The organism is Streptomyces sp. GbtcB6 (genome assembly GCF_019091475.1).
GTDB classification, from domain to species: domain Bacteria; phylum Actinomycetota; class Actinomycetes; order Streptomycetales; family Streptomycetaceae; genus Streptomyces; species Streptomyces hyaluromycini.
On sequence record NZ_JAGXJL010000034.1, the window covers coordinates 1 to 15,601 of the forward strand.

The window sequence follows — 15,601 nt, forward strand, 5'->3', positions numbered from 1 at the left end:
CCACACCCCGACGGAATACCTGGCTCTGCGGCGCCGGATCCCTGCCGAGCAGGAGTTCCCGCCGGACCAGGGTCCGATGCCCGCTGATTGATTTCCTACAAGCGCGGCCGCCCCGGGGGGCTCCACGATCGGAGGCGACCACTGAAGCAGACTTGAGGAGAACCCCGTGGGCACAGTGATCATGCACAATGTGGTGTCGGTGGACGGCTACATCGCCGACAAGAACGACGACGTCGGGCCGCTCCACGAGTGGTACTTCAGCGGGGACGTCCCGCTCGTTGAAAGCGGCGACCAGGACCAGGAGTACGACCACTCCGAAGGCGGAGGTGGCTTCAAGGTCTCGCGTGCATCGGCGGAGTACGTCCGGCCGATGTGGGAGGCGATCGGCACGATCGTGATGGGCCGCCACCTGTTCGACCTGGTGAACGGCTGGGAGGGCCGGCCACCCGCGGGCGACCACGTGGTCGTGGTTTCCCACCGGTCCAAGCCCGAGGGCTGGCACCCCGAGGCGTCGTACCACTTCGTCGATGGTGTGGAGGCCGCGATCGAGAAGGCCCAGGAGCTCGCCGGAGATCGAGTCGTCGCTGTGAGCGCCGGCGAAGTGGGCGGCCAGATCCTCGCGGCCGGCCTCGTGGACGAGGTGGCGATGGACGTGGCTCCGGTGGTGTTCGGGTCGGGCAAGCGCTTCTTCGGCAGCATCGATGAGCAGCTGCTGCTGGAGGATCCCCACGTGGTCGTCCAGGGCGACCGCGTGCTGCACCTGAAGTTCAAGGTGCGCCGCTGAGTGAGACCGCCTGCCCACCGTCCACCAGTCGCCGCCGACCGGGCGACCTGCGACTCACACCCGTCGCAGGCAGCAACGACTCCAGCACTGACCACTGCTCATCACACGACCTAGTCGACCCCCCGTATCCGCCGCACCAGCCACGCCCCCGCCAGCCCGATCACCGCCGCCGCCAGGTACAGGACCCGGTAGCCGCCGAGGTAGGTGACGATCGGTGCGGCGAGGGCGGGCGCCGCGACCTGCGGCAGGGCGTTGGCCACGTTGATGACGCCGAGGTCCTTGCCCCGGTCCACCGCCGTCGGCAGGACGTCGGTCATCAGCGCGAAGTCCACGGAGGTGAACACCCCGAAGCCGATGCCCAGCACCGCCGAGGCCACGAGCGCCCCCGGCCAGGTCTGCCACACCGACAGCAGTGCCGTGGCCACCGCCATCAGCATCCCCGACCAGATCACGAACGGCTTGCGGCGGCCCACCCGGTCCGACCAGACCCCGCCGACCACGACCGTCGCCATCAGCGTCAGCCCGTTGACGGCGGTCAGGATCAGCACCCCCTGGTCGGGGTCGGAGTAGTGCAGGCGGTCGCGGAGGTAGTAGAGCAGGTACAGCAGGACCAGGGAGTTGCTGAGGTTGATCAGGAAGCGGGTCAGCCAGGCCCAGCCCAGGTCCGGATAGCGGCGTGGGCTCAGCCAGAAGCCCGCGAGGAAGGCCCGCCAGGACCAGGGCGGCCGGTCCCCTGCCGTCAGCCGCAGGTCGGGGTGGCGCAGCACGTACGGCAGGACGCCCAGCGCCGTGAACACCGCGCACGCCACATAGCCCGCCCCGATGCCCCCGGCGGCCGTCGCCAGTCCGGTGCCGCCGACCACGCCGAGGATCTGCGCGGCCCCCAGCCAGCCGCCCACCGAGCCCCGCTGGAGTCTCGGCACCCGGTCCGGCACCGCCGCCGTGACCGCCGCGAAGGCCGCGTTCAGGGTCAGCTGGACCAGGCACCAGCCCAGCATCATCGTCCACATGCCGCCGGCGCCCGCGAGCAGCAGCAGGGACAGTGCCCCGCCCGCCGTACCGGCGACGATCCACGGCGTACGGCGGCCCCAGCGGGACGTCGTACGGTCCGACAGCGCGCCGAAGACCGGGTTGGCCGCCAGCGACACCACCGCGCCGACACCGGTCACCCAGGCCAGCATCGTCTCCTTGGACATCCCGGAGCCGGGCGCGAAGTCCTTGGCCTGGGAGGCGAGCAGGATCTGCAGCGGGCCGTACCAGCCCACCCAGATCGCCCCGTTGGCGAGGGAGAGCGCGGAGGTCCAGCCCCGTCCGACCCTCTCGACCGGCTCCGCCAGGGCGCCCGGCTCAGCCGGTTCCCGGGTGGTCGTCATCTCTGTGCCCGCAGGACGTCCCGGTACCAGGCGTACGACGACTTCGGCGTCCGTACTTGCGTCGCGTAGTCGACGTGGACCAGGCCGAAGCGGCGCTCGTACCCCTCCGCCCACTCGAAGTTGTCGAGGAGCGACCAGACGAAGTAGCCGCGCACGTCCACCCCGGCCTCCACCGCCCTGTGCAGCGCCCGGATGTGGCCGTCCAGGTAGGCGATGCGGTCCTGGTCGTCGACGCCCTCGTACGAGCAGCCGTTCTCGGTGATGACGACCGGCGGGAGCCGGTCGCCGTAGCGGTCCCGGAAGCCGGTGAGGAGTTCCGTGAGGCCCTGAGGGACGACCGGCCAGCCGAAGTCGGTCACCGGGACGTCCGCGATGTCCTGGACGGAGAAGGGGAGTTCGGCGGGGAGGGTGAGCCCGCCGAACTCGATCTCGGTGCCCTGCGGGGCGCCGACCTTCGTCGGGGCGTAGTAGTTCACGCCGTACCAGTCGAGCGGCTCGGCGATCACCTTCAGGTCGGCGGCGACGTCCCCGGGCATCAGGTCGCCCATGCCGTCCGGGTACTCGCCGAGGAGGAGCGGCTCGGCGAACAGGCGGTTGAGGAGGAGGTCGTAGAAGGCGGCCGCCTCCAGATCGGCGGGTTCCTCCGAGGCCGGCCAGGTCGGGCCGTGGGAGTTGGCGATGCCGATGTCGGCGGCGCCGGCCGCGCGCAGCGCCCGTACCGCCAGACCGTGCGCGAGGAGCTGGTGGTGGGCGACCGGGAGCGCGTCGAACATCAGCTGCTTGCCGGGGGCGTGGGCGCCCAGGGCGTATCCGAACAGGGTCTGTTCGGCGGGCTCGTTGAGGGTGATCCACTTCTTGACCCGGTCGCCCAGCCGGTCCGCGACCGTCGAGACGTACTCGGCGAAGTGCGCCGCCGTGTCCCGGTCCAGCCAGCCGCCCTTCTCTTGCAGAGCGACCGGCAGGTCCCAGTGGAAGAGGGTCGGGACCGGCCGTATGCCCGCCGCGCACAGCTCGTCCACCAGGCGGTCGTAGAAGTCCAGGCCGCCCGCCGAGCGCACCCGCGGCCAGGAGATCGAGAAGCGGTACGCGTCCACGCCGAGGCCGGCCAGGAGCGCCACGTCCTCGCGGTGGCGGTGGTAGTGGTCGCAGGCCACCGCCGCCGTCGAGCCGTCCTTGATCCGGCCCGGCTCCGCCTCGAACACGTCCCACACGGACGGCTCCCGCAGGTCGGCCGCGCCCTCGATCTGATGAGCCGAGGTCGAGACGCCCCAGAGGAAGCCGTCGGGGAACCGGGGGATCGGATGGACCGCGTCTGTCGCCATGGCCGGGATCATCCTTACCCCCGGTAACGTAAGTCAACGCCCGGGCGTGAACTACCCGTTACGGGACCTGGTCACGCCCCTTCCTTCAACACTCGTGAGATCAGTTCGCGTTGGTCCTCGGACAGCCGCGGGTCGGCCGCGTACACCGTCCGTCCGTCCACCGTGATCTCGTACGCGAACCCGTCCGGCACCCCGGGCGGCGGCGTGCTCTGGCCGTCCGCGAGCGCGCGCTCGGCCAGGGCCTCCCACTCGGCGGCGTCGGGCCGGCCCGAGGTGTCCACCTCGGCCCGGCGCTCGATGCCCGCGAATCCGCCCGTGCGCCTCACCTGAATACGCATGGGTCCCTGTGTAGTACGGAATCGGGCGGTGTGCACCCCGAACGGTCAGGCGGCCAGCACCCCCACCTGGGCCCAGGCCTTGAGGGCCGCCTCGCTCTCCTCGCCCGTCTGGTAGCGGGCCTTGGCCGCGGCGACCGTGAGCTTCGCGAAGTCCGCGAACGTGGCGTCCGACTGCAGTTCGCCGCCGGTGAGGACGTCGTACCAGATCTGCCCGGCCCGCTCCCAGGCGTTGCCGCCGAGGGCGGTGGCGAGCAGGTAGAAGGCGTGGTTGGGGATGCCGGAGTTGATGTGCACGCCGCCGTTGTCCCGGTTGGTCTTCACGTAGTGCTGCATGGTCGCCGGCTGCGGGTCCTTGCCGAGCCGCGGGTCGTCGTACGCCGTGCCCGGGGCCTTCATCGAGCGCAGCGCCACCCCGTGCACGCCCGGGGCGAGCAGGCCCTCGCCGATCAGCCAGTCGGCCTGGTCGGCACTCTGGCCGAGGGAGTACTGCTTGATGAGCGAGCCGAAGACGTCGGAGACCGACTCGTTGAGGGCGCCGGACTGGCCGTAGTACTCCAGGTTGGCGGTGTACTGGGTGACGCCGTGCGTGAGCTCGTGGCCGATGACGTCGACGGAGCTGGTGAAGTCGACGAAGATCTCGCCGTCGCCGTCGCCGAACACCATCTGGTCGCCGTTCCAGAAGGCGTTGTCGTAGTTGACGTCGTAGTGGACGCTCGCGTTCAGCGGCAGTCCGTCGCCGTCGATGGAGTTGCGCTCGTACGCCTTCAGGTACAGCTCGAAGGTGGCGCCGAGGCCGGCGTAGGCGCGGTTGACGGCGGCGTCCTGGCCGGGCTCGCTGCCTTCCGCGCGGACCTCGGTGCCGGGCAGCCCGGTGCCGTGCTCGGCGTCGTAGATCGTGCGGTGCGGAGCGGTGTCGGGGGCCGCCGGGGCGGCGACGGCGGCGGCCGTGGTGCGGACCGCGGTCACGCGGCGGCGGGTGCGGGCCGCGGAGTCGTGCTGCAGGGTGCGCAGCGCGGAGTCGGCGAGCGCCTGGTCCTCGTGCTGGGCGAGGTGGTCGAGGATGTGCGGCGGCACGATCCCGCAGAAGACGGGCGTGCGGTTGATGACGGGCTCAGAGCCCCCGTTGGTCGTCATGCACCGCACCCTCGCATTGAGTCACTCGCCTGTCACTACCCGCAACCATGATTAGTGAAATACCGTGACAATTGGCCACTCTCCGTGAGGGGGAGTGGTATGGCGCACTTTTTGTCCAGTTTGTTCCGCCGGTCCCGCATACTGATACGGCGCCCCGCGTCCGAAGGGGCTCGGCTAGCATGCGGAGCATCATGCGTTTCGGGCTGCTTCTTCTTAGCTGCCGCGGCGAGGGCCTGTAGTCCAGGTCGACTCCCTCCCCGCGGAGCTTCGCGTTGCGTCGTCGGCCGTCCTTCCGGACACCCACTAGGAGCCCCGCAATCATGGCGAACCGCCAGCAGCCCAGCACCATGCCGATCCACAAGTACGGCCGCTACGAGCAGGTCGACATCCCGGACCGCACCTGGCCGGACAACCGGATCACCGCCGCTCCCCGCTGGCTCTCCACCGACCTGCGCGACGGCAACCAGTCCCTGATCGACCCGATGTCGCCCGAGCGCAAGCGCCGGATGTTCGACCAGCTGGTCAAGATGGGCTACAAGGAGATCGAGGTCGGCTTCCCGGCCTCCGGCCAGACCGACTTCGACTTCGTGCGCTCGATCATCGAGGAAGAGGGCGCGATCCCGGACGACGTCACCATCTCCGTGCTGACCCAGGCCCGCGAGGACCTGATCGAGCGGACGGTGGAGTCGCTGAAGGGCGCCCGGCGGGCCACCGTCCACCTGTACAACGCGACCGCCCCGGTCTTCCGCCGGGTCGTCTTCCGCGGCTCCAAGGACGACATCAAGCAGATCGCCGTCGACGGCACCCGCCTGGTGATGGAGTACGCCGAGAAACTGCTGGGCCCGGAGACGGAGTTCGGCTACCAGTACTCGCCGGAGATCTTCACCGACACCGAGCTGGACTTCGCGCTGGAGGTCTGCGAGGCGGTCATGGACGTCTACCAGCCGGGCCCGGGCCGCGAGATCATCCTCAACCTGCCCGCCACGGTGGAGCGTTCGACCCCGTCCACGCACGCCGACCGCTTCGAGTGGATGCACCGCAACCTCTCCCGCCGCGAGCACGTCTGCATCTCCGTCCACCCGCACAACGACCGCGGTACCGCCGTGGCCGCCGCCGAACTGGCGGTGATGGCCGGCGCCGACCGCGTCGAGGGCTGCCTGTTCGGGCAGGGCGAGCGCACCGGCAACGTCGACCTGGTCACCCTGGGCATGAACCTGTTCTCGCAGGGCGTCGACCCGCAGATCGACTTCTCCGACATCGACGAGATCCGTCGCGTGTGGGAGTACTGCAACCAGATGGAGGTCCACCCGCGCCACCCGTACGTGGGCGACCTGGTCTACACGTCCTTCTCCGGCTCCCACCAGGACGCCATCAAGAAGGGCTTCGACGCCATGGAGGCCGACGCGGCCGCGAAGGGCGTCACCGTCGACGACATCGAGTGGGCGGTGCCGTACCTGCCCATCGACCCGAAGGACGTCGGCCGCTCCTACGAGGCCGTCATCCGCGTCAACTCGCAGTCCGGCAAGGGCGGTATCGCCTACGTCCTGAAGAACGACCACAAGCTGGACCTGCCGCGCCGGATGCAGATCGAGTTCTCGAAGATCATCCAGGCGAAGACGGACGCCGAGGGCGGCGAGGTCACCGGCGCCGACATCTGGGCGGTCTTCCAGGACGAGTACCTGCCGAACCCGGAGAACCCCTGGGGCCGTCTCCAGGTCCGCACCGGGCAGTCGACCACCGACACCGACGGCGTGGACACCCTCACCGTCGAGGCCGTCGTCGACGGCGAGGACACCGTGCTGACCGGCTCCGGCAACGGCCCGATCTCCGCGTTCTTCGACGCCCTGCAGGGCCTGGGCATCGACGTACGTCTCCTGGACTACCAGGAGCACACGATGAGCGAGGGCGCCTCCGCGCAGGCCGCCTCCTACATCGAATGCGCGATCGACGGCAAGATCCTGTGGGGTATCGGCATCGATGCGAACACGACGCGTGCATCGCTGAAGGCGGTCGTCTCCGCGGTGAACCGCGCCGCCCGCTGACCCCTTCTGACCAGCGACTTCACGGCCCTGACCGCCTCATACGGCGGTCAGGGCCGGGTCGTTTCCCGGCCAACTCGATGTGCAGGTCACGGACAGGTCTCGTACGGGGTACTGACTCCGGCTCCTCCATGTGGCTAACATCACGCCAGCGGTGGCGATGTTGCCACGGGGTTACGGAGGTGCGACGTGCTGCCAGTACGGGGACGAGACGGCCGAACCACCAGGCCTGCCCGCATCCTGGGCACCCGCACCGCATGGACACCCGTCGGCGACGGGGAGTTCTACTGCCCCGGCTGCGGCGGTGACCGCAACTACCAGCGGCTCACCGGCCGTCGCCGCTTCACCCTGCTCGGCGTGCCCGTGCTGCCGCGCGGCACCACCGGGCCGGTCGTGGAGTGCGCCGCCTGCCGCCACCACTACGGCACCGACGTCCTCGACCACCCCACCACCTCCCGCTTCTCGGCGATGCTCCGCGACGCCGTGCACACCGTCGCCCTCGCCGTCCTCGCCGCGGGCGGCACCTGTTCCCGTGCGTCCCTGGAGGCGGCGGCGGGCGCGGTCCGCGCGGCCGGCTTCGAGGAGGCCACGGAGGAACAGCTGGGCGCGCTGGTGGAGGCCCTCGTCGCCGACACCGGACGGGTCTTCGAGCAGCCGTACCGTGCGAGCCTGGCGATAGAGCTGCACGAGGCCCTCGACCCGCTGGCCCCGCACCTCGCCCCCGCGGGCCGCGAGTCCCTGCTCCTCCAGGCCGCCCGCATCGCACTCGCCGACGGCCCCTACACCAACGCCGAACGCGAGGTCCTCGGCACGGTCGGCGCGGCCCTGACCATCTGCGCCACCGACGTGACCCGCCTGCTGGCGGCGGCCCGCCTGCCGTCCTGAGCGCCGGCCCCCGGGCCGCGGCGGGGGCGGTGGCCGCGGCGACCCGGCTGCGCCGTCACCGCCGCCGGCGGCACGTGGAGCGCCCGGCGGCAGCACGCGCAGCGCCCGCCGGCCGCCCGCTCCTCGGTTCCGTGCCGCTCGTTCCCCGGTCCGTGCCCACCCGCTCCCCGGTTCCGTGCCCACCCGCTCCCCGGTTCCGCGCCGCCTCGTCCCCGGTTCCCTGCCGCCCGGCCGCCACGGCGCCCACGGCCGCCGAGTCCGGCTCCCGCCGTGCCTGTCCGCCGGCGACGCGCGGCGGCCGCACGCCGCCCTTCCGGTCCGGCGCCCGGGCCGCCGTATCTGACGGCACGACAAACCGTTTGACCCGTTTGGCTGTTGTGGGAGTGCGGTGATGGCGAGCGGGAGAACCATGGAGGGTGAGCCATCTGTCTCCTGTGACCCGTGCGAGCCGGATCTCCCTCGCCGCCGCCCTGCTGCTCGGGGCGTTCGCGGTCGAGCCCAGGGCCTGGGCGGCGGCCGGCTGCGAGTCCTCCGTGCCGTATGTCTCCGGCGAGGGCGGCTACGCCCAGTACCGCATCCCGGCCGTCGTCCGCACCGCGCGCGGCACCCTGCTCGCCTTCGCCGAGGGCCGGCACGCCACCGCCGGGGACAGCGGTGACATCGACGTCGTGCTGAGACGTTCCGCCGACGGCGGCTGCACCTGGAGCCCGCTCCAGGTGGTCGCCGACGGCGACGGGGACACCCGCGGCAACCCGGCGCCGGTGGTGGACCCGAGGAGCGGCGAGGTCGTCCTGGTGACCTCCTACAACGACGGCTCGGTGAGCGAGGCGCAGATCATGCGCGGCCAGGTCACCGAGGCGCAGAGCCGTCGGGTGTACGTGCAGCGCAGCCGCGACGACGGACGCCACTTCACCCGCCCGCACGAGATCACCGCCCAGGTGAAACCTTCCGGCTGGCGCTGGTACGCCACCGGCCCCGGGCACGCCGTCGCGCTCACCCGGGGACCGCACCGCGGCCGCCTGGTCGTCGCCTGCGACCACTCCGCCGCCCCGCGCGCCGGCTCCGCCGACACCGGCCGGGAGGCCAGGTACTACGGCGGTCACGCGATCTACAGCGACGACGGCGGCCTCAGCTGGCACCTCGGCTTCGTCGACGACTCCTACACCGGCAACGACAACGCCAACGAGACCACCGCCGCCCAACTCCCCGACGGCCGCCTCTACTTCAACGCCCGCGACCAGAACGGCCTGAGCCCCGGCAACCGCCTGGAGGCCTGGTCGAGCGACGGCGGCGAGACCCTGGACGCCACCTACACCGTCCAGCCGACCCTCGCCAGGGTCCCCGTGGTCGAGGGCTCGGTCCTCCAACTGCAGGGCGCCGAAGCCCCGTTGCTCTTCTCGGCCCCCTCGGTCCCGACGGCCCGCAAGGCCATGGCCCTGTGGACCAGCACGGACCAGGGCATCACCTTCGGCAGGTTCCGCACCCTGTCCGCCCGGATGGCCGCCTACTCCGACCTGGTCCAGGTGGACAGGAGCACGGTGGGCGTGCTGTACGAGACGGGCACGAGGACGGCGTACGACACGATCGAGTTCCGTCGCGTCACCGCCCCCTGAGCGGACCGCCGCCGCCCGCCGGGCAACCGAATCCGGGGGATCGGTGGTCTGGAGGGCGAGGGGGTGGCTGATGCAGGCCGAACTAGAGGCCCAGTTCCAGGAATTCGTCAGAGCACGGTGGTCGCATCTGGTGCGGACCGCCTATCTGCTCACCGGTGACCCGCACCACGCGGAGGACCTGACGCAGACCGCGCTGGCGAAGGCCTACCGGTCCTGGCGGCGCGTCTCCCGGACCGACCATCCGGAGGCGTACGTCCGCCGCATGCTGGTCAGCTGCAACAGTGACCGGTTCCGCAAGCGCCGGGTCACCGAGTCGCTGACCGCCGCGCCGCCGGAGCGCGCGGGGCACGACGACGCCGTGTCCCGGGCCGACGAGCGCGGCACGCTGCTCGCGGCCCTGGCCGGGCTGCCGCCGAGGCAGCGCGCGGTGGTGGTGCTGCGGTACTGGGAGGACCTGTCCGAGGGCGAGGTGGCCGAGGTGCTCGGCTGCTCCCCGGGCACGGTGAAGAGCCAGGCGTCCAAGGGCCTGGCGAAGTTGCGTACGTTTCCGGGGCTCGCGCAGGCCATGAGCCACGCGGCACCCGTGCAGGGAGGCAGCAGGTGAGCGGCGAGAAGCAGGGCGGGGCGGCCGAGCCGGAGTTCGAGGCCCGGGTGCGGGCGCTGCTGGCGGGGGACGCGGCACTGGTCCGGCCGTCACCGGTGCCGTACCCGGAGATCCGCCGGCGGGGCGTGCTGGAGCGGCGGCGGCGCCTGGCCGTGGGCGGGGCGGCGCTGGCGGCCCTGGCGGCGGTACCGGTCGGCGCGTACGCGCTGGGCGGCGGCGCCACCACGACGAGCCCGGCCGGGCCCAGCCCCACCGTGCTGGCCAGCGAGCGCCCGGCACCGACCCTGTCGGCCACCGCGTCGGGCACCGCGTCGCCCACCGCGTCGGCCACCGTGTCGCCCCCGGCTCCGTCGGCCACCCCGACGGAGCCGGCGCACCCGGCGTCCGCGCAGCAGCTGCTGGACGGGATCACCTTCGGGCATGCCGCCGAGGGACTCGGCAAGTGCCTCGACTACAACAAGGCGCACCGCCTCCCCAAGGACCCGACCTACACCGACCTGGGCAGCCCCGCCGACTACCGGATCATCCTGGCGATGCGGAGCACCGGCGACTCCAACGCCCCCGGCGACGGCTACTTCGTGGTCGCGGTGCGGGAGAAGCCGGTGCCGACCCGGCTCATCTGCACCGTCAAGGACGGCGCGGCCTCCGGTCTGAACACCAGCACCGGCGACCCATTCGGCGGCGCGGCGACGCCGGTGGTCCCGGACATCAACAGCGGCAAGCTGTACCAGCAGTCGGTCATCGACAAGGGCAACTGGAAGCTGCCGTTCCGATGGGGGATCATCGGCGGCTACCGTGCCTCGGTGGCCACGATGACGGTCTCCTACGGCGGCGGCGCGGGCGAGGTGGTCCTCGACCACGGCTGGTTCGTCGCCACCGGCACCCTGACCAAGCAGGTCACCGCGGCCCCGCACCTGAAGGGCTACGACGCGACGGGCAAGCTCGTCTACGACTCCGACCGGGACGCGTCCTACGAGAAGACCCTGCCGTAGCCGACGGCTCAGCCGGTGCCGACCCCGTGCAGCAGGTTGGCGACCAGCCGGTCCGCGAAGTGCTCGGTGAGGGGTTCGCCGGGCAGCAGCAGGCGGTGGTAGCAGGCCCCCCAGAGCTGGTCGACCAGGGTCTGGGGGTCGGCGTCGGCGCGCAGCCGGCCGCGGTCCTGGGCCCGCCGCATCGCCGCCACGGCCAGCTCGCGCCGGGGATCGGAGTAGCGCTGCCGCAGGGCGGCGGACAGGTCGGGGTCGGTCTGGGCCTGGCCGACGAGCCCGGCGATGACCCGGCCGGCCGGCGTCCCGGTGAGCAGCCGGACGAAGGCGCGGAGCTGGGCCGTCAGGTCGGCCCCGATGTCGCCGGTGTCGGGGAAGGCGAGGGTGGACTCGACGGCGTGGAAGTACCCGTCGAGCGCGAGCGTGCCGCGCGAGGACCACCACTTGTGGATGGTCGTCTTGCTGACCCCGGCCTCCTGGGCGACCCGCTCGATGGTGAAGGCCGCCATACCGTCCCGCAGGAGCAGGACCCCGGCGGCGGTGAGCACATCGGCCCGCACCTCGTCCGCGGGCCGCCGCCCGCGTCCCCGCCGTATCGGGGGTTCCCCGTGCGAGCGCATGCGAGCGTGGGGGAAGCTCATCGGCTCGGCCTCCGCCGCCCTGCGGCTGCACGCACCGGACCCCGCTCGAGCCGGTCGACAGAGGCTACCTGCGCCACGAGGTGAGGGCGCATCATGTTCAGGAGCCAAGGGGGGATTCGGGTGGCGGGGAGCAAACCATCGCGGCAGGAGCTCAACCGGCGCCGCCGCCGGAGCGGTTTCATCGGGCGGCGCGGCGAGCTGAGTGTGTTCCGGGAGAACCTGAATCGCGATCCGGCCGGCGATGCCTTTCAGTACATCTTCCACGTGCACGGCCAGGCCGGGGTCGGCAAGACGTCGCTGGTCCGACAGTGGGAGACCGTCGCCCGGGAACGGCAGGCGGTGACCGCGTATCTCGACGACGACGTGCACAGCGTCATCGAGGCGATGGAGACGATCAGTACCCAGCTGGGGCGTCAGCAGGTAGTCCTGAAGCGGTTCGAGAAGCTGCTGGCCGTCTACCGTCAACGCCGTCATGAGGCCGAGGCGCTCCAGATCGGCGCTGCCGGGCCCGAGGCGGCGGGCAGCGCGGCGGAGACAGGACAGTCGCCCCCCGCGTCGGTGTCCAGCATGGTGATGGCCCAGGCCGGTCTGGCCGGCCTGGGCCTGGTGCCGGGCCTGGGGGCGGTGGCAGGAGCGATGGATCCGCAGCAGTTGGCCCAGAGCACCGACCGACTGCGTGCCGCGCTCAGCGCCCGGCTGCGCAACCACGACGACGTCCAGCTCGTGCTCTCTCCGGTGCAGATGCTGACACCGGTGTTCCTGCAGGACCTGGCCGAGGCGGCCGAGCGGCATGACTGGATGGTGCTGTTCTTCGACGTGTTCGAGCAGACCGGCCCGGTCCTGAACACCTGGTTGCGCGACGTCCTGACCGGCGAGGAATACGGAGAACTCCCAGTCAATCTGGTGGCCGTGCTGTCCGGGCAGGGACGGCTCGACACACGATGCTGGGGCGATCATCTGGAGCTGGTGGCCGAGGTACCTCTGGAGGTGTTCACCGAAGAAGAGGCCCGCAGGCTCCTTGCCGCCCGCGGTGTCACCGATCCGGACGTCATCGAGGTCGTCCTGCAGCTGACCGGCCGGCTCCCGGTGCTGGTCGACCTGCTCGCCCAGACCCGCCCGCACAACACCGGAGAGATAGGCGACCCCTCCGACACCGCCGTCGAACGCTTCCTGAAATGGGAAACCCACCCTCACCGGCGCACCACCGCCTTGGCCTGCGCGCTGCCTCTGCAACTGGACGAGGATCTCTTCCGGACCGTTGCGCCCGAGACGGCGGCAGACGAGTACGCCTGGCTGCGCGGCCTGCCCTTCGTCACCGGGGAGGCCGGCCGATGCCGCTACCACGATGTTGTCCGCACCCCCATGCTCCGCCTGCAGCGCACCCAATCCCCCGCCCATTGGCAGCAGCAGCACACGTTGCTCGCGGACACCCACCGGCAACGCGCCCGCATCCTGGAAGAAGCTCTCACCACCGACCAGCACTGGGCCGATGGCGCCTGGCGCGAACACCGGCTGAACGAGACGTACCACCGCCTCTGCGCCGACCCCCGCCAGGCTCTGCCCGACGCACTGGGACAGGTGATACACGCCTGCGACCAGGGAGCTGCCGTTTTGCGCCGCTGGAGCCAGATCCTCGCCCAGGCCGGAACCGACAGCGACACCACCGCCTTGACCACCTGGTCGCGATCGCTGACACCTCCGGCACCGGACGCCGACGACACCACCCTCCTCGTCACCGCCCTGACCCAACTGCTGACCGCTCCGCAGCTGGCCACCGCGGACCAGGCGCTCATCCGCTGTCTGCGCGGCCGTGAACACCGTACGGCCAACAACTACCAGCAGGCCCTGACCGACTACGCCGCGGCCCTCGCGCTGGATCCTCTTCTCGATCGCGCCCACTACGGACGCGGTCGCACCCACGTTTTGCTGAGCCGCTACGACGACGCGCTGGCCGACCTCGACCGCGCCATCGAACTCAACCCCGACGACGGCGAGTACTTCGCGGACCGCGGCATCACCCACCGCGCCCTGGAGCACTACGACGACGCCCTCGCCGACCTCGACCGCGCCGTCGAACTCGCTCCGGACGACGACTGGACCATCACCCAACGCGGCATCACCCACCGCGCCATGGAGCGCTACGACGACGCCGTCGCCGACTTCGACCGTGCCGTCGGACTCGACCCCAACGACGCCTGGACCACAGTCCAACGAGGGATAACCCACCGCGTCATGGGGCGCTACGACGACGCCGTCGCCGACTTCGACCGCGCCATCGAAATCAACAGCACCTACGCGTTGGCCCTCGCCCAACGAGGTGAGACCCACCGCCTCGCAGGCCGCCAGGACGAGGCCCTCGCCGACTTCGACCGCGCCGTCGGACTCGACCCCAACGACGCCTGGACCATCGGCAGCCGTGGACAGACCCACCATGCCCTGGGGCGCTACGAGGAGGCCCTGACCGACCTCGACCGTGCTGTCGAACTCGACAACAGTTACGCCTGGGCCATCGCCCAACGAGGTGAGACCCACCGCCTCCTGGGGCGCTACGAGGACGCCCTGACCGACCTCGATCGCGCCGTCGAACTCGACAACAGCTACAGCTGGGCCATCGCCCAACGAGGTGAGACCCACCGCGTCATGGAGCACTTCGACGACGCCCTGGCCGACCTCGACCGGGCCATCGAACTCGACCCCGACCATGCGTGGGCCCTCGCCGAACGAGGTGAGACCCGCCGCCTCCTGGGGCGCTACGAGGACGCCCTCGCCGACTTCGACCGGGCCGTCGGACTCGACGACGCGTACGCCTGGGCCATCGGCAGCCGTGGACAGACCCACCATGCCCTGGGGCGCTACGAGGACGCCCTGGCCGACCTCGACCGCGCCGTCGAACTCAACAGCACCTACGCCTGGGCCCTCGCCCAACGAGGCGTCACCCACCGCGTCCTGGAGCACTTCGACGCCGCCGTCGCCGACTTCGACCGCGCCGTCGAACTCGACCCCGACAACGCCTGGGCGCACTTCGAAGCTGCCGTGACTCTGCGACTGCTCGGAAACCCCCAGGAGCACGAACACTGGCGCAAAGCTGTAGCGATCCTCACCGAGGAGGTGTCCACCGAAGGCTCTGATGCCACTGACGCCATGGGCGGTCTCCTGGTGATCTACTGCGCGCTCCCCGAGTGGGACAAAGCAGCGGAAGAGACGGAGCGCTTCCTGGCCCGTGCTCCACAGCCCGCCCGTGTCCGCGAAGCACTGCAGGACCTGACGGACCTCCAGCGGACACTGTCCGTGGACCCGGCGCTGCTGCGGCCGTTGCGCCGGCGACTGGAGTACGCCGCAGCACCCGCCCCGCTGCCGTCCTCATCGGGACAAGGCGCCGGCGGCCAAGGAGTCTGACGAAGCGCCACTAGCCCTCCGTGCTCTCCCGCAGGGCGGCATCGAGCAGGGCCCGGGCCGCCCAGCGCATGACGTCCTTCGCCTCCGCGGGCTCCAGGTCGCAGACGTCACGGGTCGAGACCAGTGCCTCCACGCCGTATACCAGGGTGAGCGCCATGGTCAGCCGGCGCAGTGCGGCCGGCGGGAGGGTCGCGGCGAGGGGGTCCAGGGCGGTGCGGGAGAGGTCGAGGCGGTTGCGGCTGCGGGTGGGGAAGGGCTCCTCCTGCCCGTCGCTCTGCCGGAAGTACCGCTCCAGGCTCGCGCCGAGCATCGCCCGCCACGCCGGCTCGTTCGCCAGCTGCATGTCGGCGACCCGGGAGACCACCGCGTCCACGCGCCCGGCGGGATCGGCCGGCAGGTCCGCGGTGACGTCCGGGCCGCGCAGCAGGGTGCGGGTCTCCCGGATCAGCTCCTGGGGGCTGGAGAAGTAGCGGTAGGCGGTGGCCG

The 15,601-nt window shown here is 71.3% G+C and carries 13 protein-coding genes; 7 read left to right on the plus strand and 6 right to left on the minus strand.

Annotated features, from left to right (window positions below; translation table 11 throughout):
* Positions 1-166: 166 nt before the first annotated feature.
* Positions 167-784 carry a dihydrofolate reductase family protein gene (locus KVT45_RS39080; RefSeq protein WP_217554064.1) on the plus strand — a complete coding sequence of 206 codons (618 nt, stop codon included), beginning with the start codon at positions 167-169 and terminating at the stop codon, positions 782-784.
* 110 nt (positions 785-894) lie between these two features.
* Here KVT45_RS39080 and KVT45_RS39085 read toward each other — a convergent pair whose 3' ends face one another.
* The 4 genes from KVT45_RS39085 to KVT45_RS39100 form a co-directional block, all read right to left on the minus strand.
* Positions 895-2,157: an MFS transporter gene (locus tag KVT45_RS39085; RefSeq protein ID WP_217554065.1), complete on the minus strand. Its 1,263-nt coding sequence runs from the start codon at positions 2,155-2,157 to the stop codon at positions 895-897.
* Positions 2,154-3,479, minus strand: a complete 1,326-nt coding sequence (locus KVT45_RS39090; RefSeq protein ID WP_217554066.1) for a GH1 family beta-glucosidase — start codon at positions 3,477-3,479, stop codon at positions 2,154-2,156. The genes KVT45_RS39085 and KVT45_RS39090 overlap by 4 nt, the downstream gene beginning before the upstream one ends.
* A gap of 71 nt (positions 3,480-3,550) precedes the next feature.
* Positions 3,551-3,817 carry a protealysin inhibitor emfourin gene (locus KVT45_RS39095; protein ID WP_217554068.1) on the minus strand — a complete coding sequence of 89 codons (267 nt, stop codon included), beginning with the start codon at positions 3,815-3,817 and terminating at the stop codon, positions 3,551-3,553.
* A gap of 45 nt (positions 3,818-3,862) precedes the next feature.
* Positions 3,863-4,951: a M4 family metallopeptidase gene (locus KVT45_RS39100; protein WP_217554069.1), complete on the minus strand. Its 1,089-nt coding sequence runs from the start codon at positions 4,949-4,951 to the stop codon at positions 3,863-3,865.
* 320 nt (positions 4,952-5,271) lie between these two features.
* On the opposite strand from KVT45_RS39100, the gene leuA reads away from it, so the two are divergent.
* The 5 genes from leuA (at position 5,272) to KVT45_RS39125 (ending at position 11,084) form a co-directional block, all read left to right on the plus strand.
* Complete coding sequence (leuA, locus tag KVT45_RS39105) at positions 5,272-6,993, plus strand: 2-isopropylmalate synthase (protein WP_217554070.1); 1,722 nt, start codon at positions 5,272-5,274, stop codon at positions 6,991-6,993.
* Between the two features lie 186 nt (positions 6,994-7,179).
* A complete protein-coding gene (locus KVT45_RS39110) occupies positions 7,180-7,875 on the plus strand; it encodes a TerB family tellurite resistance protein (RefSeq protein WP_217554071.1) in 696 nt (231 codons plus the stop codon).
* Between the two features lie 434 nt (positions 7,876-8,309).
* Positions 8,310-9,488, plus strand: a complete 1,179-nt coding sequence (locus KVT45_RS39115; protein ID WP_217554072.1) for an exo-alpha-sialidase — start codon at positions 8,310-8,312, stop codon at positions 9,486-9,488.
* Positions 9,489-9,558: 70 nt separating this feature from the next.
* Positions 9,559-10,092: a SigE family RNA polymerase sigma factor gene (locus KVT45_RS39120; protein ID WP_217554073.1), complete on the plus strand. Its 534-nt coding sequence runs from the start codon at positions 9,559-9,561 to the stop codon at positions 10,090-10,092.
* Positions 10,089-11,084 carry a hypothetical protein gene (locus KVT45_RS39125; RefSeq protein ID WP_217554074.1) on the plus strand — a complete coding sequence of 332 codons (996 nt, stop codon included), beginning with the start codon at positions 10,089-10,091 and terminating at the stop codon, positions 11,082-11,084. Before KVT45_RS39120 ends, KVT45_RS39125 begins: the two co-directional genes overlap by 4 nt.
* A gap of 8 nt (positions 11,085-11,092) precedes the next feature.
* On the opposite strand, the gene KVT45_RS39130 is transcribed toward KVT45_RS39125, so the two are convergent.
* Positions 11,093-11,719 (minus strand): TetR/AcrR family transcriptional regulator, encoded by a 627-nt coding sequence (locus KVT45_RS39130; RefSeq protein ID WP_254648010.1) that lies wholly within the window; start codon positions 11,717-11,719, stop codon positions 11,093-11,095.
* Positions 11,720-11,839: 120 nt separating this feature from the next.
* Between KVT45_RS39130 and KVT45_RS39135 the strand changes: the two genes are divergently transcribed.
* Positions 11,840-15,115, plus strand: a complete 3,276-nt coding sequence (locus KVT45_RS39135) for a tetratricopeptide repeat protein (protein ID WP_217554076.1) — start codon at positions 11,840-11,842, stop codon at positions 15,113-15,115.
* Positions 15,116-15,125: 10 nt separating this feature from the next.
* Here the strand turns inward: KVT45_RS39135 and KVT45_RS39140 are convergent.
* A partial coding sequence (locus KVT45_RS39140; RefSeq protein WP_217554078.1) for a TetR/AcrR family transcriptional regulator occupies positions 15,126-15,601 on the minus strand: 476 nt, incomplete at its 5' end.